Origin of the sequence: Pseudomonas alkylphenolica, from assembly GCF_004025535.1 — a bacterium.
Classification (GTDB): domain Bacteria; phylum Pseudomonadota; class Gammaproteobacteria; order Pseudomonadales; family Pseudomonadaceae; genus Aquipseudomonas; species Aquipseudomonas alkylphenolica_A.
The window spans coordinates 464,397-484,374 of the sequence record NZ_QJRG01000034.1; the positions used below are offsets into that span (position 1 = coordinate 464,397).

General features: G+C 61.4%; 17 protein-coding genes. 13 read left to right on the top strand and 4 right to left on the bottom strand.

The annotated features are described in order from the left end of the window. Positions 1-10: 10 nt before the first annotated feature. Genes DM813_RS06220 through edd form a run of 3 tightly spaced genes read right to left on the bottom strand, consistent with a single transcriptional unit; the run spans position 11 to position 3,562 of the window. Positions 11-736 carry a response regulator gene (locus DM813_RS06220; protein WP_128322540.1) on the bottom strand — a complete coding sequence of 242 codons (726 nt, stop codon included), beginning with the start codon at positions 734-736 and terminating at the stop codon, positions 11-13. A gap of 46 nt (positions 737-782) precedes the next feature. Continuing rightward, the gene (locus DM813_RS06225; RefSeq protein ID WP_128322541.1) at positions 783-1,739 is read right to left on the bottom strand and encodes a glucokinase; all 957 of its coding nucleotides are present in this window, start codon (positions 1,737-1,739) and stop codon (positions 783-785) included. Continuing rightward, positions 1,736-3,562 carry a phosphogluconate dehydratase gene (gene edd, locus DM813_RS06230; protein WP_128322542.1) on the bottom strand — a complete coding sequence of 609 codons (1,827 nt, stop codon included), beginning with the start codon at positions 3,560-3,562 and terminating at the stop codon, positions 1,736-1,738. Before edd ends, DM813_RS06225 begins: the two co-directional genes overlap by 4 nt. A gap of 268 nt (positions 3,563-3,830) precedes the next feature. Between edd and gap the strand changes: the two genes are divergently transcribed. The 8 genes from gap (at position 3,831) to DM813_RS28935 (ending at position 12,646) form a co-directional block, all read left to right on the top strand. Next, positions 3,831-4,832, top strand: a complete 1,002-nt coding sequence (gene gap, locus DM813_RS06235) for a type I glyceraldehyde-3-phosphate dehydrogenase (RefSeq protein WP_128322543.1) — start codon at positions 3,831-3,833, stop codon at positions 4,830-4,832. Positions 4,833-4,915: 83 nt separating this feature from the next. Further along, complete coding sequence (locus DM813_RS06240; RefSeq protein WP_128322544.1) at positions 4,916-5,434, top strand: RNA polymerase sigma factor; 519 nt, start codon at positions 4,916-4,918, stop codon at positions 5,432-5,434. A gap of 69 nt (positions 5,435-5,503) precedes the next feature. Continuing rightward, positions 5,504-6,466, top strand: coding sequence for a FecR family protein (locus DM813_RS06245; protein ID WP_241653139.1), 963 nt, complete (start codon positions 5,504-5,506; stop codon positions 6,464-6,466). A 115-nt stretch (positions 6,467-6,581) separates the two neighbouring features. Beyond that, entirely contained in the window at positions 6,582-9,170 is a 2,589-nt protein-coding gene (locus DM813_RS06250; protein WP_128322545.1) for a TonB-dependent receptor, read from the top strand. A 137-nt stretch (positions 9,171-9,307) separates the two neighbouring features. After that, a complete protein-coding gene (locus tag DM813_RS06255) occupies positions 9,308-9,919 on the top strand; it encodes a biliverdin-producing heme oxygenase (RefSeq protein WP_128322546.1) in 612 nt (203 codons plus the stop codon). Positions 9,920-9,979: 60 nt separating this feature from the next. Beyond that, positions 9,980-10,405 (top strand): YbaN family protein, encoded by a 426-nt coding sequence (locus DM813_RS06260; protein ID WP_128322547.1) that lies wholly within the window; start codon positions 9,980-9,982, stop codon positions 10,403-10,405. A 102-nt stretch (positions 10,406-10,507) separates the two neighbouring features. Further along, entirely contained in the window at positions 10,508-11,791 is a 1,284-nt protein-coding gene (locus DM813_RS28930) for a HAMP domain-containing protein (protein ID WP_431311916.1), read from the top strand. A 237-nt stretch (positions 11,792-12,028) separates the two neighbouring features. Further along, the gene (locus DM813_RS28935) at positions 12,029-12,646 is read left to right on the top strand and encodes a methyl-accepting chemotaxis protein (protein WP_431311931.1); all 618 of its coding nucleotides are present in this window, start codon (positions 12,029-12,031) and stop codon (positions 12,644-12,646) included. 79 nt (positions 12,647-12,725) lie between these two features. Here DM813_RS28935 and arcD (DM813_RS06270) read toward each other — a convergent pair whose 3' ends face one another. After that, positions 12,726-14,153 (bottom strand): arginine-ornithine antiporter, encoded by a 1,428-nt coding sequence (gene arcD / locus DM813_RS06270; protein WP_128322548.1) that lies wholly within the window; start codon positions 14,151-14,153, stop codon positions 12,726-12,728. A 439-nt stretch (positions 14,154-14,592) separates the two neighbouring features. Between arcD (DM813_RS06270) and arcD (DM813_RS06275) the strand changes: the two genes are divergently transcribed. The 5 genes from arcD (DM813_RS06275) to DM813_RS06295 all read left to right on the top strand — a co-directional run bounded on the left by arcD (DM813_RS06275) (position 14,593) and on the right by DM813_RS06295 (position 19,920). Continuing rightward, complete coding sequence (gene arcD / locus DM813_RS06275; protein ID WP_128322549.1) at positions 14,593-16,020, top strand: arginine-ornithine antiporter; 1,428 nt, start codon at positions 14,593-14,595, stop codon at positions 16,018-16,020. Positions 16,021-16,052: 32 nt separating this feature from the next. Then, positions 16,053-17,309 (top strand): arginine deiminase, encoded by a 1,257-nt coding sequence (gene arcA / locus DM813_RS06280; RefSeq protein ID WP_128322550.1) that lies wholly within the window; start codon positions 16,053-16,055, stop codon positions 17,307-17,309. A gap of 69 nt (positions 17,310-17,378) precedes the next feature. Then, entirely contained in the window at positions 17,379-18,389 is a 1,011-nt protein-coding gene (locus DM813_RS06285) for an ornithine carbamoyltransferase (RefSeq protein WP_128322551.1), read from the top strand. Positions 18,390-18,570: 181 nt separating this feature from the next. Beyond that, the gene (gene arcC / locus DM813_RS06290) at positions 18,571-19,503 is read left to right on the top strand and encodes a carbamate kinase (RefSeq protein WP_128322552.1); all 933 of its coding nucleotides are present in this window, start codon (positions 18,571-18,573) and stop codon (positions 19,501-19,503) included. Between the two features lie 54 nt (positions 19,504-19,557). After that, positions 19,558-19,920, top strand: coding sequence for a DUF5064 family protein (locus DM813_RS06295; protein ID WP_128322553.1), 363 nt, complete (start codon positions 19,558-19,560; stop codon positions 19,918-19,920). The last annotated feature ends 58 nt before the right edge of the window (positions 19,921-19,978 follow it).

The window sequence follows — 19,978 nt, forward strand, 5'->3', positions numbered from 1 at the left end:
CCTGCCGGCCTCAGTGCGCAGGCGCAACGCTGGCCGCCAACAGGTAACCGCTGCCACGCACGGTACGTATCAGCCGGGGCGGCTTTTCAGTATCGCGCAAGCGCTGACGCAAGCGGCTGACCGCCATATCGACGATGCGGTCCAGCGGCATGGGCTCGCGCCCGCGAGTGGCGTTGCCGATGGTGTCGCGGTCGAGGATCTGTTGCGGGTGATCGAGGAACAGTTTGAGCAAGGCGAAGTCGGCGCCTGACAGAATGACCTCTTCACCATCACGGTGAAACAGGCGGTGGCTGACGGTATCGAGCCGCCAGTCATCGAACGCCAGCACATCGCCGCCGTTGCGCTCGTGGACGAAACCGGCGCGACGCAGCAAGGCCTTGATTCGCGCCTGGAGTTCGCGAGGGCTGAAGGGCTTGCCGAGGTAATCGTCCGCCCCCAGTTCCAGGCCAATCACGCGGTCGGCCTCGTCGGAACTGGCGGTCAGCATGATGATCGGTACCCGGGCCAGGCGCGGATGCTGACGCACCCAGCGACACAAGCTGAAGCCGTCTTCATCGGGCAGCATCACATCGAGGATCACCAGATCGCAGTCACTGCTGTCCAGCGCCTGGCGAAAGCCCTGACCATCGGCGGCGGCCTGCACACTGAAACCGGCGCGGCTCAGGTAGGTTTGCAACAGCTCACGGATGTCCTGATCGTCGTCGACCATCAGGATCGATCTACCGGCAGTACTCACTACAGCTCATCCTTGTCGACGCGGGTCGAAACGCCCGCTGTTCACCTTAGTTCAGCGTCTGTTGCAAGGCGACGCCCGCCCCCAGCAAACCGGAAAATTCGGCCGTCACCAGCCACACCGGCACATCGTTGAAATAGCCGCTCATGCAGCCCTTCTGGGCAAAGCTGTCGGCAAAACCGCTGCGCAGAAACAGCTCGGCAAACCGCGGAATGATGCCGCCGACGATGTAGACACCACCGCGCCCACCCAGGGTCAGCACGTTGTTGCCCGCCACCCGCCCCAGAAAGCGACAGAACTGCTCGATGACCATCAGGGCCAACGGCTCGCCGGCCAATGCCGCATCGGTGATGGCCGCCGGGGTTTGCAGCACCGGCGGTTGCCCTTCCAGCGCACAGATGGCCTGGTACAAACGCAACAGGCCGCCGCCACTGAGCACCGTTTCGGCACTGACGTGGCCAATCTCGTTTTCGATGTGCTGACGGATCTGCGCCTCACGGGCATTGCCTACCGGCAGGTCGACATGCCCACCTTCACCCGGCAAAGCAATCCAGCGGCCATCGGCCAGGCCCAGCAAGGTACCCACACCGAGACCGGTACCCGGACCGATCACCACGGCCGGGCGCCCCGGTTCGGCGCGCCCCTCGCACACCGTGCGGTACTCACCGTCCTGCAAACGGGTCATGCCCAGGGCCATGGCGGTAAAGTCGTTGATCAACAGCAGTTGTTCGACCTGCAGGGTCTCGCAGAATGCCCGGCGACTGAGCCGCCAGTGATTGTTGGTAAAGCGAAATTCATCACCGCTGACCGGACCGGCCACCGCCAGGCACACCGCCCCCAGGTCACCCTTGGCCAGCCCTTGCCCGGCAAGGTAGGCGCCGATGGCTTGCTCGGGGCTGGTGTAATCGGCGGTGGAGAAGACCTGCACAGCGTGCATGCGGTCGTTTTCCCAGAGCGCAAAGCGGGCATTGGTACCGCCGATATCACCGACCAGGGCGCGCTTCACTTGAGTGTCTCCAGCGCCGAGGTAAAGGCACTGGCGCCCTGCTCTGCCGGGCTCAGGGCCATGCGCATGAAACCGAACAGTTCGCGGCCACAGCCCAGGTCATTGCCGGTCGGTGCCGGCGGGATCTCACGATCGGCCAGTTCCGCAGCATCGAGCTTCACGCTCAGGGTACCGGCCACGCCGTCGACCCGCACGATATCGCCATCGCGCACACGCGCCAGCGGCCCGCCATCGAAGGCTTCCGGGCACACGTGAATGGCGGCAGGGATCTTCCCCGACGCGCCGGACATGCGCCCGTCAGTGACCAGTGCGACCTTGAAGCCACGGTCCTGCAGCACGCCCAGAAACGGCGTCATCTTGTGCAGCTCCGGCATGCCATTGCAGCGCGGCCCCTGGAAGCGCATCACGGCAACGAAATCACACTCCAGCTCACCGGCCTGGAAGGCATCGGCCAGCGCCTGCTGGTCATGGAACACCCGCGCCGGGGCTTCGACCACCTGATGTTCGGGAGCGACGGCCGAGACTTTCATGACCCCGCGACCGAGGTTGCCTTCCATCACCCGCAAGCCGCCCTCAGGTGAAAACGCCCGGGCCACCGGGCGCAGGATCGCTTCATCCAGGCTCGCTTGCGGCCCTTCGCGCCAGACCAGCTTGCCGTCCTCAAGGAAGGGCTCCTGAGTGTAGCGACGCAGGCCAGGCCCGGCCACGGTGTTCACGTCCTCATGCAGCAGCCCGGCATCGAGCAGTTCGCGAATCAGGAAGGCCATGCCGCCGGCAGCCTGGAAGTGGTTGATATCGGCTTTGCCGTTCGGGTAGACGTGCGACAGGGTCGGCACCACCTCGGACAGCTCGGCCATGTCCTGCCAGGTCAGCTGGATACCGGCAGCCTGGGCAATCGCCGGCATGTGCAAGGTGTGGTTGGTCGAGCCACCGGTGGCATGCAGCGCGACAATCGAGTTGATCAACGATTTCTCGTCGACAATCTCGCCCAGCGGCATGAAGTCACCGCTGGCCTTGGTCATGCGCGTAACCTGCTGCGCCGCTTCGATGGTCAGGGCATCGCGCAGCGGGGTGTACGGGTTGACGAACGAAGCGCCCGGCAGGTGCAGGCCCATCACTTCCATCAGCAACTGGTTGGTGTTGGCGGTGCCATAGAAGGTACAGGTGCCGGGGCTGTGGTAGGACTTCATCTCCGACTCCAGCAGCTCTTCGCGGCTGGCCTTGCCCTCGGCATAGCGCTGGCGCACATCAGCCTTCTGCTTGTTGGAAATCCCCGAAGGCATCGGCCCGCCCGGCACGAAAATGGTCGGCAGATGACCGAACCGCAGCGCGCCCATCAACAGGCCCGGGACGATCTTGTCGCAGATACCCAGCATCAATGCGGCGTCGAACATGTTGTGCGACAAGGCAATGGCGGTGGACATGGCGATCACTTCGCGACTGGCGATGCCCAGCTCCATGCCCGGCTCACCCTGGGTGACACCGTCACACATCGCTGGCACGCCGCCGGCAAATTGGCCTACCGAGCCAATCTCGCGCAGGGCCTGCTTGATTTGTTCGGGGTAGTGCTCGTAAGGCTGGTGCGCCGAGAGCATGTCGTTGTAGGCGGAGACGATGGCGACGTTGGCGGCGTTCATCATCCGCAGGGTGTTCTTGTCCTGGCTGCCACAACCGGCCACGCCATGAGCAAAGTTGGCGCATTGCAGCTTGGCCCGCATCGGCCCGTCACTGGCCGCCCCGCGAATCAACTGCAAATAGCGCTCGCGGGTGGGACGGCTGCGTGCGATCAGCCGTTGGGTGACCTCAAGAATGCGCGGATGCATGTACTGGACTCCAGGCTAACGGTGGTTGCGACCTCTGCGGCAGTTTCCCATTTCGACGATCGCCACCTAGGCTCAAAGGCAGGGGCAACGGTTGCGGGAGGGACGGCTTGGCCGATCGCTCGTTGTAGATTGAATAAAATACTGCCAGTAAAAACGCTTGTTTTCTATTTTTTTACGAATAATCTTGTAATTCCAACAACAAAATCAGATTCAGTGAAGCAGTTCCTCATTTGCCACGGGCTTCACCCGGTCTGCCAGAGGTAGCTCCATGACCCTTCGTATTGCAATCAATGGCTTTGGCCGCATTGGCCGCAACGTCCTTCGCGCACTCTATACCCAAGGCTACCGTCAGGACCTGCAGGTCGTCGCGATCAATGACCTGGGCGACAGTGCGATCAACGCTCACCTGCTCAAGTACGACAGTGTCCATGGCATCTTCGCTGCCAGCGTCGAGTCCGATCATGAAAGTTTGACGGTCAATGGCGACCGTATTGCGGTCAGTGCCATTCGCAACCCGGCAGAACTACCGTGGAAAGCCGAAGCCATCGATGTGGTGTTCGAATGTACCGGTTTGTTTACCGACCGGGCCAAGGCCGCCGCCCATCTTACTGCCGGTGCCGGCAAAGTCATCATCTCGGCACCAGCCAAAGGGGCTGACGCGACCATCGTCTACGGGGTCAACCACGACATTTTGCGCCCTTCTCACCAGATCATTTCCAGTGCCTCGTGCACCACCAACTGCCTGGCGCCTGTGGCGCAGGTGCTGCAACGCGAACTGGGCATCGAACAGGGCCTGATGACCACCATCCATGCCTACACCAACGACCAGAGCCTGACCGATGTGTTTCACAGCGACCCGTACCGTGCGCGCTCGGCAACCCAGTCAATGATCCCGAGCAAGACCGGTGCGGCCGAAGCGGTCGGCCTGGTGCTGCCGGAGCTGGCCGGCAAACTCACCGGCATGGCCGTTCGGGTGCCGGTGATCAACGTGTCGCTGGTCGACCTGACGGTCAACCTCAAACGCGACACCAGCGCCGAGGAGGTCAACAACCTGTTCAAGGAGGCCAGCCGCCACTCCAAAGTGCTGGGGTACAACAGCTTGCCGCTGGTGTCCTGCGACTTTAACCACAACCCGCTGTCGTCGATCTTCGACGCCAACCACACCCGAGTCAGTGGTCGGATGCTCAAGGTCATGGCCTGGTATGACAACGAATGGGGCTTCTCCAACCGCATGCTGGACAACTGCCTGGCGCTGTGTAACGCCGTGTAGGCATCCGCCTCAAAAAAAGTAGGACTTGACCAATACGTTGATGATAAGCATTATCATTCGCTTCGTATTGGTCGAGTATTGCTGTGAGCCAGTCTCAGTTCAACACTGTATTTCTCGCCCAGCGGGTCAGTTTGCTGCGAACCTTGCAGCGCATGGTCGATAACCCCAGCACCGCCGAAGACCTGCTGCAGGAGACCTACCTGCGCGTCACGCGGGCCTTGGGCGAACGCCCGATCGAGCACCTGGAGCCTTTTGTTTTCCAGACCGCCCGCAACCTGGCGCTTGACCATTTGCGTGCCCGCCGCACGCAAGCGCGCAACCTGGTGGACGATGTCCCCGAGCAAGTACTGCACAACGTCGCCGCGCCCAGCAGCAGCGCCGAAGACGCCGCCCATGCCGAACAATTGCTCAAGCGCCTGAGTGTCAGCCTGGGCCAATTGACGCCACGCCAGCAACGGATCTTCATCCTCAGCCGCCTGCATGGCGCCAGCTACCTGGAAATTGCAGAGCAGTTGAATGTCTCGTCGAGCACGGTTCAGAAAGAACTGAAACTGATCATGGCCATCTGCGTCGGCGTCGCCAACCGTCTGAATCGCGATTGACCCCGGCTTGCCACGCACGCCGTTACGCTTGATCATAATTAGAATTACAAGCCCCCCGCAGGATTTGCCGTGACCGATAGCGCCCCTGATCGCCCTTCGCCGCCCCATGTGGCCGCTAGCGACAGCGCCATGGACCAGGCGCTGGACTGGCTGATCCGCCTGCAGTGCGCCACCGCCGAAGACACCCGGGCCTTCGAGGCCTGGCTGGAAGCCGATGCCGCCAATGCCCAGGCTTATGTCGAAGCCGAAGCCCTCTGGCAAGGTGATACCCTGCGCCAGGCTGCCAGCCAGATTGCCCAGACCCAACGGCCATCGCGCCTGGCACGCCTGCGCCCGCACTGGAAGCCGCTCAGCGCTGCTGCGGTGCTGCTGATCGGCGTGTTCACCGTCGGTAACCTGCCTGTCCGCCTGCAGGCCGATCACCTGACCGTGGTCGGCGAGCGCCAGCGCCTGCAACTGGAGGATGGCTCCAGGGTCCTGCTGAACACCAACTCGGCATTCTCCAGCGACATCGATGCCCGCCAGCGAGTCGCCCGCCTGTACCAGGGCGAGGCATTCTTCGAGGTGCCCGCCGGACTGAACCAGCCACTGGAACTGCAGGCAGGCCCGTTGCGCGCCAGTGTCCGCGACAGCGACTTCGCCGTGCGTTACCTCGATGGCGAAGCCCAGGTGCGCGTCCAGCGTGGCGATGTCGACCTGCTGGCCAGCAGTGACCAGCGCATTCGCCTGTCCAGCGGCGACAGCATTCGCGTCGGCCCCAACGGTTTCGGCCAGCGCGAGCGCGTTGACGCAGAGAAGGACCTGGCCTGGGTTCAGGGTCGGCTAGTGTTCGAGAACTGCCCGCTGAACCAGGTACTGGCCGAGCTGCGTCGTTACTACCCAGGCCTGATCATTTCCCGCAACGAACGCCTGGAGCAGGTCGCGGTGACCGGCAACTACCGCCTGGACCAACCGCTGGAAACCTTGCGTGCCCTGGCGCACATCACCTCGGCGCAGCTCCACGAGTTCCCTGCCGTGGTGATTATTAACTGACTGGAAAGTTTTTTTACGCGATCCCTTGAGGCGATACGTCTCGTTATAGCCAATGCAACTGATTCTTATTTTTGAATCGGTCATACCTATAACTGCGCGACAGGGAGCGCTATCGATGTCTACTGGTTTCACTCGTCGGTCTTCAGACACTTCACGTAAACCCGGCCTGCAGCGTTGCACGCTCTCCCTGTTGACCCTGACCCTGCTCGCCAGCGGCGCCTGCAGCCTGCCGGCGCTGGCGGCTGAACCCGCGCAGGCCAGTGCGCCGCGCATGGGTGATTACCGTTTTGCCATCAAACAGCAGCCTCTAGTCTCGGCGCTGAACGCCTTTACCACGGTGACCGGCTGGCAGGTCGGTTTCTCCGCGGAGATCGCCGAAGGCGTGGCCTCCCCAGGCGTACAGGGTTCGCTGAAACCTGAAGCCGCGTTGCAACGCCTGCTCAGCGGCACCGGGCTGAGCTACCGTACCCTCGGCAGCGGCAACGTGGTGATCGAGCGCAGCAGCTCCAACGCCATCGCCTTGCAACAGATCACCGTCAGCGCCACCCGCAGCGCCCAGGATGTCAGCCAGGTACCGAGCACCGTCAGCGTGCAGACCCGCGAACAGCTCGACCGCCAGAACGTCAACAACATCAAGGATCTGGTGCGTTACGAGCCCGGCGTATCGGTCAGCGGTACCGGCCAGCGCAGCGGCCTGAATGGCTACAACATCCGCGGTATCGACGGTGAGCGGGTACTGACCCAGATCGACGGCGTGTCGATCCCCGACAGCTTTTTCTTTGGCCCCTACGCGCAGACGCAGCGCAACTATGTCGACCCTGAAATCGTCAAACGTGTGGAGATCCTTCGTGGGCCAGCCTCCGTGCTGTACGGCAGCAACGCCATCGGCGGTGCCGTCAGCTACTTCACCCTCGACCCCGACGACATCATCAAGCCGGGCGAGGACGTCGGTGCACGTCTTAAAACCGGCTACAGCTCGGCGGATGAAAGCTGGCTGAACTCGGCCACCGTTGCCGGGCGTCAAGGCGACTTCGACGGCCTGCTGCACCTGAGCCAGCGCAATGGCCACGAGACCGAGTCCTACGGTGAACACGGCGGTACCGGCCTCAACCGCACCGAAGCCAACCCGGAAGACGTTCGCACCACCAACATCCTGGCCAAGGCCGGCTGGAACTATGCCGACGACTCGCGTCTGGCGCTGACCTATGAGCACTACAAGGACGACCGCGACCTGGATCAGAAAAGTGCCGTGGGCGGCCCGTTCATCCCGGGTTTCGGGGCGATGAACTCCTACCGCGCCCGTACTGGTGAAGACACCGTGACCCGCGAGCGCTTCGGCATCAATCACGAATTTGCCCTGGGCAGCGTGCTGGCCGACAACGTCAAATGGAGCCTGAACTACCAGATCGGCAAGACCGACCAGCGCACCGAAGAACTGTATTTCGCCTCCGGCCGCCAGGTATTGCGCGATCGCCAGACCACCTACAAAGACCGTCAGTGGCTGTTTGACGCGCAACTGGACAAGGCCTTCAGCGTGGGCAATACCGAGCATCTGCTGACCTACGGCACTACCCTCAAGCACCAGAAAGTCACCGGTTCGCGCAGTGGCACCGGCACCTGCCTGAACGTAGGTGGCAGCTGCCGCGCCATTGGCCAGGTCAGTGATGCCCAGGTGCTGGTCAGCGATTTCCCGGACCCGACCGTCAACACCTACAGCCTGTTTGCCCAGGACGAGATCCGCTGGAACCAATGGACCTTCCTGCCCGGCCTGCGCTACGACTACACCCAGCTCAAGCCGCACATCACCGACGAATTCCTGCGCGGCATCGGCGCTTCGAGCACCGACTCGATCGATGATGACGAGAAGACCTGGCATCGTGTATCGCCAAAACTCGGTGTGACGTATGCCTTCAACAACAATTACACCTGGTACGGCCAATATGCTGAAGGCTTCCGTACCCCTACGGCAAAATCCCTCTACGGGCGCTTCGAGAACCCTGGCCTGGGCTACAGCGTGCGCGGCAATTCCGACCTGGAACCCGAGAAGAGCAAAAGCTACGAGACCGGTCTGCGCGGCAACTTTGACGCCGGCAACTTCGATGTGGCGGTGTTTTACAACAAGTACCGCGACTTCATCAACGAAGACGCCGTACAGGGCAGCAACCTCGGCCAGACCTTCGAAGCCAACAACATCAAGCACGCCACCATCAAAGGTGCCGAGTTCAAGGGCCGCCTGAACCTGGATCACTTTGGTGCCGCGCACGGCCTGTACACCCAGGGCTCGATCGCCTATGCCCGTGGCCGCAACGACGACACCGGCCAGCCGCTCAACAGTGTCAACCCACTGACGGCGGTGATGGGCCTGGGCTACGAGCAGGAACAATACGGCGCACTGCTGAGCTGGACGCTGGTCAAGCGCAAGGACCGTGTCGACGACACCACCTTCTTCGCCCCCGATGGCACCAGCAAGCAGTTCCGCACGCCGGGCTATGGCGTGCTCGACCTGGCCGGTTTCTACAAGGTCACCGACGACATCACGGTCAACGCCGGCCTGTACAACCTGACCGACAAAAAATACTGGCAATGGGATGACGTGCGCGGCTACGACGGCCTCGGCGAAGCCGCCGTCACCGCCCCCGCCAACCTCGACCGCCTGACCATGCCTGGCCGCAACTTCGCGATCAACCTGGTCTGGGATATCTGATCGGTTGTGCAGAGCGTTATCGCCGGCTTGCCGGCGATAACCGCTCACTCCGTTTCCCGCACAGTGAGGTTTTTTTACTGTCGCGCGTCATCTTGTTCGTCTAGTCACTAGGCACGCCCATTTCGCAAGGAATCACCATGACCGCCACCACCACCGAACGCGCCAGCCTGCGTTCGCAACGCCTGAACCAGCTGACCCACGCCCCGCATACCGAACTCGATGCCCTGGTCAAATCCCACGCACCGTTTGAAACCCGTGAAAGCTTCGCCCGTTTTGTGGTTGCCCAGTACCTGTTCCAGAACGAACTCAAGGCGCTGTACACCGATCCGGCGCTGATCGCCATCGTTCCGGACCTGGCCGAACGCTGCCGCGCCGAACAGGCCGGCCTCGACCTGGCGGACCTGAACACCGAGATCCCGGCCGGCTTCCCTGGCGCCGTGCAGCAGCCGAGCCTGGGTGAAGCCATGGGCTGGATCTTCGTCTCCGAAGGTTCCAAGCTCGGTGCTGCCTTCCTGATCAAGCGCGCCGTTGGTCTGGGTCTTTCCGACAGCTTCGGTGCCCGTCACCTGGGCGAACCGGCCGGTGGCCGCGCCGAGGGCTGGAAGCAGTTCACCCGCATCCTCGACGGCCTGGAACTGAGCCCCGAAGAAGAAGCCAAGGCCGAACAAGGCGCCGTCGCCGCCTTCGAGCGCTTTACCGAACTGCTCAAGCATGCCTATGCGACTGCGCCTAAAGCCGAACTGGCCTGATGCGCCCTACCCGGTTACCCTTTTGGTAACCGGGCTCTCCCCGTGCCATCCGAAAAGCTCATGACCCGCCCACCCCCCTCCCGACTTTCGCGCGTGCTCTTTGGCCTGCTGGCCTATGTCAGCCTGGGTATCGGCTTGATTGCGATCGTCATTCCCGGCCTGCCCACCACCGAATTCATTCTCCTCGCTGCCTGGGCCGCGACCCGCAGCTCGCCGCGCCTGAGCGCCTGGCTGGAGAACCATCGACTGTTCGGCCCGATCCTGCACAACTGGCGCAATGGCAAGGTCATCGAGCGGCGCGCCAAAGTCAGCGCCACCATCAGCATGGTGCTGTGCGCCAGCCTGATGCTGGTGTTCCTCGAACATCGCTGGCCGGTGTTCCTCGCCATCGGCGGCATGACCCTGGGCAATCTGTGGATCTGGTCCCGGCCGGAAACCACGCCCTCGAACCTCGACGACCGTTCATCGGCCGGCACTCAGGGTTAACGCGATAAGGCCGATGGCCTTTTATCGCTAAATGGACGTAGCGCCTCGAACCCTTTGTGGTTCGTTCCCCTGCTGGCCAGTCCTTTAGCGAGTACGTCCCTCATGTTCGACACGCTTTCCATTCGCCTGAAAATCGTTCTGCTCTCCGGCCTTTGCCTGCTTGGCGTGGTTGCCCTGGTGGTCGGTATCAACCTTTATCAATCACAACAGAGCGACGAACAGGTGGGCACCGCCAGTACCGCGATGCTTACCCGCAACGTTCAGGCCCTTTTGCAGGCGCGCGCAGGCGAAAAAGCCGAACTGCTGCGGCGCAGGTTCAATGAAAACCAGACCCTGATCACCGCCCTTGCCGACCAGGTCAGCGATCTCCAGCAACTGGCCCGCCTCCACGCCCTGAACGGCGGCGACCTGCGTGAAGCGATCAACCAGAGCCTGGCCACCACCTTCAAACGCAATCCGCAGGCGCTCGGTGTCTGGCTGGCCTTCGAACCCAACGCGCTGGACGGCGGCGATGCCGAGTTTGCCAACGACGCCAAACGCCTGAGCAACGAAAGCGGCCGCTTTGCCAGCTACTGGAGCCGGGCGCAAGGCGAAGCCTTGAACACCGTGATCAGCGATACCGACCTGAACAAGACCGATATCAACCTGAGCGGCACCCCCTACAACGTCTGGTACACCTGTTCACTGAACAGCACCCGCCCCTGCCTGCTCGAACCCTACGCCGACACCGTCGGCGGCAAGCAGATGCTGATGACCAGCATCACCGTACCGCTGATGCACAACGGCAAGGTGATCGCGGTGGCGGGCGTGGACATCTCCCTCGACGCCCTGCAGTTCGCCGCCAGCAAAGCCCAACAGGAACTGTTTGACGGCGCCGGACACCTGATGATCGTCTCCCCCAGCGGGCTGCTGGCAGCCAACAGTGACGATGCGGCAAAGGTTGGCAAAAACGTCGGCCAGACCCTGGGCCAGGAGGGCCAGCAGGCGGTGCAAAAACTTGCCGGCAACCAGCCGTTGGTACTGGAACAGGGCGAGACCGTTCGCGCCGTCTATCCGGTGCAGCCCATCGCCGACAGCAAAGCCTGGGGCATCCTCATCGACCTGCCCAAGCAGGTATTGCTGGCCGATGCCATCAGCCTGCAAAGCACCCTCGAGCAGGCCCGCACCAGCGGCACCCTCAAGGTGGTGCTGTTTGCCACCCTGGCCGGCCTTGGTGGCCTGCTGTTGATGTGGCTGACCGCAACCGGCGTAACCCGCCCGTTGAACACTGTTGCCGACATGCTCGAAGACATTGCCAGCGGTGACGGCGATCTCACCCAACGCCTGCACTATGCCCGCAAGGACGAACTGGGCCGGCTGACCTCTGGATTCAACCGCTTTCTCTAAAAGCTGCAACCGACCATCGCCCAGATCAAGCAGAGCATCACCCAGGCGCGTGCCACGGCCGATCAGTCTTCGGCCATTGCCCAGCGCACCAGTGAAGGGATGCAGGTGCAGTTCCGCGAAATCGACCAGGTGGCCACCGCCTCCAACGAAATGAGCGCCACCGCCCATGACGTTGCCAACAGTGCCGCCAGCGCCGCCGACGCCGCACGGGGCGCCGACCGTTCGGCCAAGGATGGTATGGCGATCATTGAGCGCAGCACCCGCGACATCACCCTGCTCGCCGACGAAGTCAGCAAGGCCGTGACCGAGGTGGAAACACTGGCGCAGAACAGCGAGCAGATCGGCTCGGTGCTGGAAGTAATCCGCAGTATCGCCGAACAGACCAACCTGCTGGCCCTCAATGCGGCCATCGAAGCCGCTCGCGCCGGTGAAAGCGGCCGCGGCTTTGCCGTGGTGGCCGATGAAGTACGCAACCTGGCGCGCCGCACCCAGGACTCGGTCGAAGAAATTCGCCAGGTTATCGAGCGCATCCAGAGCAACACCCGCGAGGTGGTGGCGACCATGCATTCGAGCCACGGCAAGGCCCAAGAGAACGCCGGGCAGATCCACCAGGCCGTGCAGGCCCTGGACCGGATCAGCGAGGCTGTCACGGTCATCAGTGACATGAACCTGCAGATCGCCAGCGCCGCCGAACAACAAAGTGCGGTGGCCGAGGAGGTCAACCGCAACGTCTCGGCGATTCGTGGCGTGACCGAAACGCTGACCGGCCAGGCGGCGGAGTCGGCCCAGGTCAGTCGCCAGCTCAATACTTTGTCGTCCGAGCAAATGGCGCTGATGGATCAGTTCAGGGTCTGATTGCTCCAATGCAGGAGCCGGCTTGCTGGCGATGGCGGTACGCTCGATCGCTGGCAAGCCAGCTCCTGCAGGTATGGCTTCAGAGAGTCAGTAGCCCTGCATACAGGCTGTACGCTGCCACCGCCGCCCCGACCACCACGGCGGCGAAGATCACCTTCTCCCAATGCGTGAACAGGCTCTGCCCCTGCTCATGCTTGGCCCGGGCAAACAGGATCACTCCCGGCGCATACAGCAACGCCGACAGCAACAGATACTTCAGGCCGCCGGCATACAGCAGCCAGATGGCATAAACCAAGGCAATCCCGGCGATCAGCAAGTCTTTGCGCCGCCGGGCTGAATGGCCCTGGTAGGTCTCGCCGCGCGCCGCCAGCAACAAGGCGTAAGCCGCCGACCACAGGTAAGGCACCAGGATCATCGATGACGCCAGATAGATCAGGCTGGTGTAGGTGCCGGACGAAAACAGTGTGATCAGCAAAAACAGCTGGATCATCACATTGGTCAGCCACAGGGCATTGGCCGGCACGTGATTGACATTTTCCTTGGCGAGAAAGCGCGGCATGGTCTGGTCTCGTGCCGTCGCGTAGAGGATCTCGGCACACAGCAACGCCCAGGACAACAACGCACCCAGCAACGAGATCGCCAGGCCGATGCTGATCAGCAACGCCCCCCAGGGCCCGACGATGTGCTCCAGCACCGAGGCCAGCGACGGGTTCTGCAGCGCCGCCAGTTCCGGCTGGGTCATCACCCCCAGCGACAGCACGTTGACCATCACCAGCAAAGCCAGCACGCCAATGAAACCGATCACGGTGGCCTTGCCGACGTCCGAGCGATTCTGCGCCCGGCCCGAATACACACTGGCACCCTCGATACCGATGAACACGAACACGGTCACCAGCATCATGTTGCGCACCTGATCGAGCACGCTGCCAAATTTTGGGTTGCCCAGCCCCCAGATGTCGCGGGTGAAGATGTCGGCCCGAAACGCCACCGCGGCAATGACGATGAACATGATCAACGGCACGATCTTGGCCACGGTCGTCACCTGGTTGATGAACGCCGCCTCCTTGATCCCGCGCAGCACCAGAAAATGCACCGACCACAGTAGCAGCGACGCGCAGGCGATGGCGATCGGTGTGTTGCCCTCGCCGAACACCGGAAAGTAAAAACCCAGGGTGCTGAACAACAGGACGAAGTAGCCGACGTTGCCCAGCCACGCGCTGATCCAGTAGCCCCACGCCGAGGAGAACCCCATGTAGTCGCCGAATCCGGCCTTGGCGTAGGCATACACCCCCGAATCAAGCTCCGGTTTGCGGTTGGCCAGGGTCTGGAACACGAAGGCCAGCGCCAGCATGCCCACCGCCGTGATCCCCCAACCGATCAGCACCGCACCGACATCGGCGCGGGCGGCCATGTTCTGCGGCAACGAGAAGATTCCACCGCCAATCATCGAGCCGACCACCAGTGCGATCAGCGCGCCCAGGCGCAACTTTTGTCCAGGTTCGGACATGAAAATCCCCTTTCTGTCTCGTGTTTGTAACCTCAGGAGCACACCCTGAGTTAAATATATGTTGAGTCTAGGCGTTTATAAATATTCCGTCTTTAGAACTATAGCCTTCATAACTATGACGTCTATAACAAACAAACTAGATGGTGAGTTTTGTGCACTACGGCCACCACCACAAGCAAATAAGAAAAAATCGCGTCAAAAATTTGCTAAAGCTGTGAAACGGGCTAGCTTCAAATCTCGCAGGCTGTCAGAGCAAAGGCTCTAACCACCATGGAGGTGCCTGTGCACGAGGCTTACAGCATTGCCATCGGCATACTCCGGGGGAGCTCTTTCAGTCAAGGAAGCAATGGATTGCCCTATTAACTGACCTGAATCAGCTTATGAATACGTCGCTGGATTTACTCTAGCGTCATCTCTTCTCCTGATATGGAGTTATTCGATGTCAGACGCTCCCGGAAAACTACGGCTCGGTGCGCTAGTCGCACTTGTAGTCGGCTCTATGATCGGCGGCGGTATCTTCTCGCTGCCTCAAAACATGGCTGCCAGTGCCGATGTTGGCGCAGTGCTGATTGGCTGGGGGATTACCGCCATCGGCATGCTGACGCTGGCCTTTGTGTTCCAGACGCTGGCCAATCGAAAGCCGGATCTTGACGGTGGGGTGTACGCTTACGCCAAGGCCGGATTCGGCGATTACATGGGTTTCTCATCCGCCTGGGGGTACTGGATCAGTGCCTGGCTGGGCAACGTCGGTTACTTCGTCCTGCTGTTCAGTACCCTGGGCTACTTCTTCCCGATCTTTGGCGAGGGCAACACCCCGGCCGCCATCATCGGCGCGTCGATATTGCTCTGGGCCGTGCACTTTCTGGTGCTGCGCGGGATCAAGGAGGCGGCCTTCATCAACCTGGTCACCACCGTAGCCAAGGTCGTGCCACTGGCGCTGTTCATCCTGATCGCCCTGTTCGCGTTCAAGCTGGACATCTTCACCGCTGACATCTGGGGCACCATGAACCCGGACCTGGGCAGTGTGATGAACCAGGTGCGCAACATGATGCTGGTCACCGTCTGGGTGTTCATCGGTATCGAAGGCGCAAGCATCTTCTCGGCGCGGGCCGAAAAACGTTCCGACGTGGGTAAGGCCACTGTCATCGGCTTCATCACCGTGCTGCTGTTCCTGGTGCTGGTCAACGTGCTGTCGCTGGGCATCATGACTCAACCAGAGCTGGCCAAACTGCAGAACCCATCGATGGCAGCCGTGCTTGAGCACGTGGTCGGCCACTGGGGTGCGGTGCTGATCAGCGTCGGTCTGATCATCTCGCTGCTGGGCGCCCTGCTGTCGTGGGTTCTGCTGTGCGCCGAGATCATGTTCGCCGCTGCCAAAGACCACACCATGCCGGAGTTCCTGCGCCGCGAGAACGCCAACCACGTACCGGCCAACGCCCTGTGGCTGACCAACGCCATGGTGCAGATCTTCCTGGTCATCACCCTGTTTTCGGCCAGTACTTACCTGTCGCTGATCTATCTCGCCACCTCGATGATCCTGGTGCCTTACCTGTGGTCGGCGGCCTATGCCTTCCTGCTGGCATGGCGTAGCGAAACCTACGAACAAGCCCTGGCCGAACGCAAGAAAGACCTGATCATCGGCGGTATCGCCCTGATCTACGCCATCTGGCTGCTGTATGCCGGCGGCGTGAAATACCTGCTGCTCTCTGCGCTGCTGTACTTCCCTGGCGTGATCCTGTTCGCCAAGGCCAAGCGCGAGGTCGGCCAACCCATTTTTACCAACGTGGAGAAACTGCTTTTCGCCGCCGTGGTTGTAGGTGCCCTGGTGGCAGCCTACGGCCTGTACGACGGCTTCCTGACTCTGTAACCCCCGTATTCGAAACTTGGAGGAAAGAAACCATGTCCACGGAAAAAGTTAAGTACGGCGTACATTCTGAAGCCGGCAAACTGCGCAAAGTAATGGTCTGTTCCCCAGGCCTGGCTCACCAGCGCCTGACGCCAAGCAACTGCGACGAGCTGTTGTTCGACGACGTCATCTGGGTCAACCAGGCCAAGCGCGACCACTTCGACTTTGTCACCAAGATGCGTGAACGCGGTATCGAAGTGCTGGAAATGCACAACCTGCTGACCGATATCGTTGCCATTCCCGAAGCGCTCAAATGGATCCTTGACCGCAAACTCACCGATGACACCGTCGGTGTGGGCCTGAAAAACGAAGTACGCAGCTGGCTAGAAGGCCTTGAGCCACGCCACCTGGCCGAGTTCCTGATCGGCGGTGTGGCCGGTGAAGACCTGCCGGAAAGCGATGGCGCCAGCGTGATCAAGATGTACCGCGACTACCTGGGCCACTCCAGCTTCCTGCTCGACCCGCTGCCAAACACCCAGTTCACCCGTGACACCACTTGCTGGATCTACGGTGGCGTGACGCTGAACCCGATGTACTGGCCAGCGCGACGTCAGGAAACCCTGCTGACCACCGCCATCTACAAGTTCCACCCTGAGTTCACCGGTGCCGACTTCCAGGTCTGGTACGGCGATCCGGACAAGGACCACGGCAAGTCGACCCTGGAAGGCGGCGACGTCATGCCGATCGGCAACGGCGTGGTACTGATCGGCATGGGCGAGCGCACCTCGCGTCAGGCAATCGGCCAACTGGCCCAGTCGCTGTTCGCCAAAGGCGCGGTGGAGAAAGTGGTCGTTGCCGGCCTGCCAAAATCCCGTGCAGCGATGCACCTGGATACCGTGTTCAGCTTCTGCGACCGCGACCTGGTGACGGTATTCCCTGAAGTCGTCAAGGAAATCGTGCCGTTCGTCATCACTCCAGATGAGAGCAAGCCTTACGGCATGTTCGTACGCCGTGAGGACAAAACCTTCCTCGACGTGGTGGCCGAGTCCCTCAACCTGAAAAAACTGCGCGTCGTCGAAACCGGCGGCAACAGCTTCGCTGCCGAACGCGAACAGTGGGATGACGGTAACAACGTGGTGGCTGTGGAGCCTGGTGTGGTCATCGGTTATGACCGCAACACCTACACCAACACCCTGCTGCGCAAAGCAGGTGTCGAAGTCATCACCATCAGCGCCGGCGAACTGGGCCGCGGCCGTGGCGGCGGTCACTGCATGACCTGCCCAATCGTTCGCGACCCTATCGACTACTAAACGTCCATCATCCCGGCCGCGCTTATAAGGCGCCGGCCGGGCCGATTACCGCATTCAAGGAGAATCACCATGGCGTTCAACATTCACAACCGTAACCTGCTCAGCCTGGAACACCACACCACCCGCGAGCTGCGTTACCTGCTGGACCTGTCCCGCGACCTGAAACGTGCCAAGTACACCGGCACCGAGCAACAGCACCTCAAAGGCAACAACATTGCGCTGATCTTCGAGAAAACCTCGACCCGCACCCGTTGCGCCTTCGAAGTGGCTGCCTACGACCAGGGCGCCAACGTCACCTACATCGACCCCAACTCCTCGCAGATCGGCCACAAGGAAAGCATGAAGGACACCGCACGGGTCCTCGGCCGCATGTATGACGCCATCGAATACCGTGGCTTCAAGCAGGAAATCGTCGAAGAGCTGGCCAAGTTTGCCGGCGTACCGGTGTTCAACGGCCTGACCGATGAGTACCACCCGACCCAGATGATCGCCGACGTGCTGACCATGCGTGAAAACAGCGACAAGCCGCTGCACGACATCAGCTACACCTACCTGGGCGACGCCCGCAACAACATGGGTAACTCCCTGCTGCTGATCGGCGCCAAGCTCGGCATGGACGTGCGCATCTGCGCCCCTAAAGCCCTGTGGCCACATGACGATCTGGTGGCCCGCTGCAAGAAATACGCAGAAGAAAGCGGCGCCCGCATCACCCTGACCGAAGACCCGAAAGCAGCGGTCAAGGGCGTCGACTTCATCCACACCGACGTCTGGGTATCGATGGGCGAGCCGGTTGAAGCCTGGGCCGAACGTATCCAGCAATTGCTGCCATACCAGGTCAACGCCGAGCTGATGAAAGCCACCGGCAACCCACGCACCAAGTTCATGCACTGCCTGCCGGCCTTCCACAACTCCGACACCAAAGTCGGCAAACAGATCGCCGAACAGTATCCACACCTGAAAAACGGCATCGAAGTCACCGACGATGTCTTCGAATCGCCAGCCTGCATCGCCTTCGAGCAAGCGGAAAACCGCATGCACACCATCAAGGCGATCCTGGTTTCGACCCTGGCTGACCTGTAACCATCGACTACCCCCCGGTGGAACGCCTGTTCCACTGTGGGAGCGGGTTCACCCGCGAATGCGTCAGAGCAGGCATCGCCAGTGCGGCGACGGACGCCTTCGCGGGTGAACCCGCTCCCACAAGATTCGGGCAGTTCCCGGGGGCATCGCCCCTATTCGCTTCGCTAAAGGACACTTCACCATGCGTATCGTTGTTGCATTGGGCGGTAACGCCCTGCTGCGTCGCGGCGAGCCGATGACTGCAGAGAATCAGCGCGCCAATATCCGTATCGCCACCGAACAGATCGCCAAGATCCACCCGGGCAATGAACTGGTCATCGCGCACGGCAACGGCCCTCAGGTCGGCTTGCTGTCGCTGCAGGCGCAATCCTACAAGCCGGATGAAGCCTACCCACTGGACGTCCTCGGAGCTGAAACCGAAGGCATGATCGGCTACATCATCGAGCAAGAGCTGGGCAACCTGCTGGCCTTTGAAGTGCCGTTTGCCACCCTGCTGACCCAGGTTGAAGTGGATGCCAAGGACCCGGCGTTCCAGAAGCCGACCAAACCGATCGGGCCGGTCTACTCCGAAGCAGACGCCAAGCGCCTGGCCGCGGAAAAAGGCTGGGCCATTGCCCCGGACGGCGACAAATTCCGCCGTGTGGTGGCCAGCCCTCGACCAAAGCGTATTTTCGAAATCCGTCCGATCAAATGGTTGCTGGAGAAAAAGACCGTTGTGATCTGTGCGGGTGGCGGTGGCATCCCGACCATCTACGACGACAGCGGCAAGGTGCTCAGCGGCGTCGAAGCGGTCATCGACAAAGATCTGTGCTCGTCGTTGCTGGCGCAACAGCTGGATGCCGACCTGCTGGTCATTGCCACTGACGTCGACGGCGCGTACATCGACTGGGGCAAGCCAACCCAGAAAGCCGTAGCCGAAGCGCACCCGGATGAACTGGAGCGTCTTGGCTTTGCCGCTGGCTCCATGGGACCGAAAGTGCAGGCTGCCTGCGAATTTGCCCGTCAAACCGGCAAGGTCGCGGTCATCGGCTCGCTGGCCGACATCGAGGGCATCGTCCAGGGCACCAAAGGCACCCGTGTGACTACGGCCAAGCCTGGAATAAGCTACCGTTGATGCAGTTGGGCGGACCATGGGTCCGCCCGTTTCAACCCTCCAGAGGAGCCTGCCATGGCCACATTCAAACCCGGTGAATTGCACATTGAGCGCCATGCGCTGACCAAGGACGACGTCAGTTACGACATCACCCTCAACTACGAAGTCTTCACGGATCCGAGCAAAGGCAAAGGCATGCAGTTCACGATGCATGGCTCGATTCAAGGCAAAGACATGAAGGAGACGTTTTTCCTGCCCAAGGAGGAAGCCTATAACTTCGCCAGCAACGTCACGAAAATCGCCGAGAAATACGGTATTCCCAAGCACCTGAGCAACATCGGTTCCGTACACAAGCACTACGACCTGATGTTCGAAGATGTCCGCACACAGCTGAACATGAAATCGGGCGATCCGATCAAGCCAGAACACTTCGAATAGCCTTGCCCCTATTCCCGGACAAGTCCGTACCTGCACGTTCGCCCGCAGAGCGGGCTTG

Coding starts and splice junctions, on each gene's coding strand:
- edd (WP_128322542.1), bottom strand. CDS start 3,562: ATGCATCCGCGCATTCTTGAGGTCACCCAACGGCTGATCGCACGCAGC.
- gap (WP_128322543.1), top strand. CDS start 3,831: ATGACCCTTCGTATTGCAATCAATGGCTTTGGCCGCATTGGCCGCAAC.
- DM813_RS06250 (WP_128322545.1), top strand. CDS start 6,582: ATGTCTACTGGTTTCACTCGTCGGTCTTCAGACACTTCACGTAAACCC.
- DM813_RS06255 (WP_128322546.1), top strand. CDS start 9,308: ATGACCGCCACCACCACCGAACGCGCCAGCCTGCGTTCGCAACGCCTG.
- DM813_RS06260 (WP_128322547.1), top strand. CDS start 9,980: ATGACCCGCCCACCCCCCTCCCGACTTTCGCGCGTGCTCTTTGGCCTG.
- DM813_RS28930 (WP_431311916.1), top strand. CDS start 10,508: ATGTTCGACACGCTTTCCATTCGCCTGAAAATCGTTCTGCTCTCCGGC.
- DM813_RS28935 (WP_431311931.1), top strand. CDS start 12,029: ATGGCGATCATTGAGCGCAGCACCCGCGACATCACCCTGCTCGCCGAC.
- arcD (WP_128322548.1), bottom strand. CDS start 14,153: ATGTCCGAACCTGGACAAAAGTTGCGCCTGGGCGCGCTGATCGCACTG.
- arcD (WP_128322549.1), top strand. CDS start 14,593: ATGTCAGACGCTCCCGGAAAACTACGGCTCGGTGCGCTAGTCGCACTT.
- arcA (WP_128322550.1), top strand. CDS start 16,053: ATGTCCACGGAAAAAGTTAAGTACGGCGTACATTCTGAAGCCGGCAAA.
- DM813_RS06285 (WP_128322551.1), top strand. CDS start 17,379: ATGGCGTTCAACATTCACAACCGTAACCTGCTCAGCCTGGAACACCAC.
- arcC (WP_128322552.1), top strand. CDS start 18,571: ATGCGTATCGTTGTTGCATTGGGCGGTAACGCCCTGCTGCGTCGCGGC.
- DM813_RS06295 (WP_128322553.1), top strand. CDS start 19,558: ATGGCCACATTCAAACCCGGTGAATTGCACATTGAGCGCCATGCGCTG.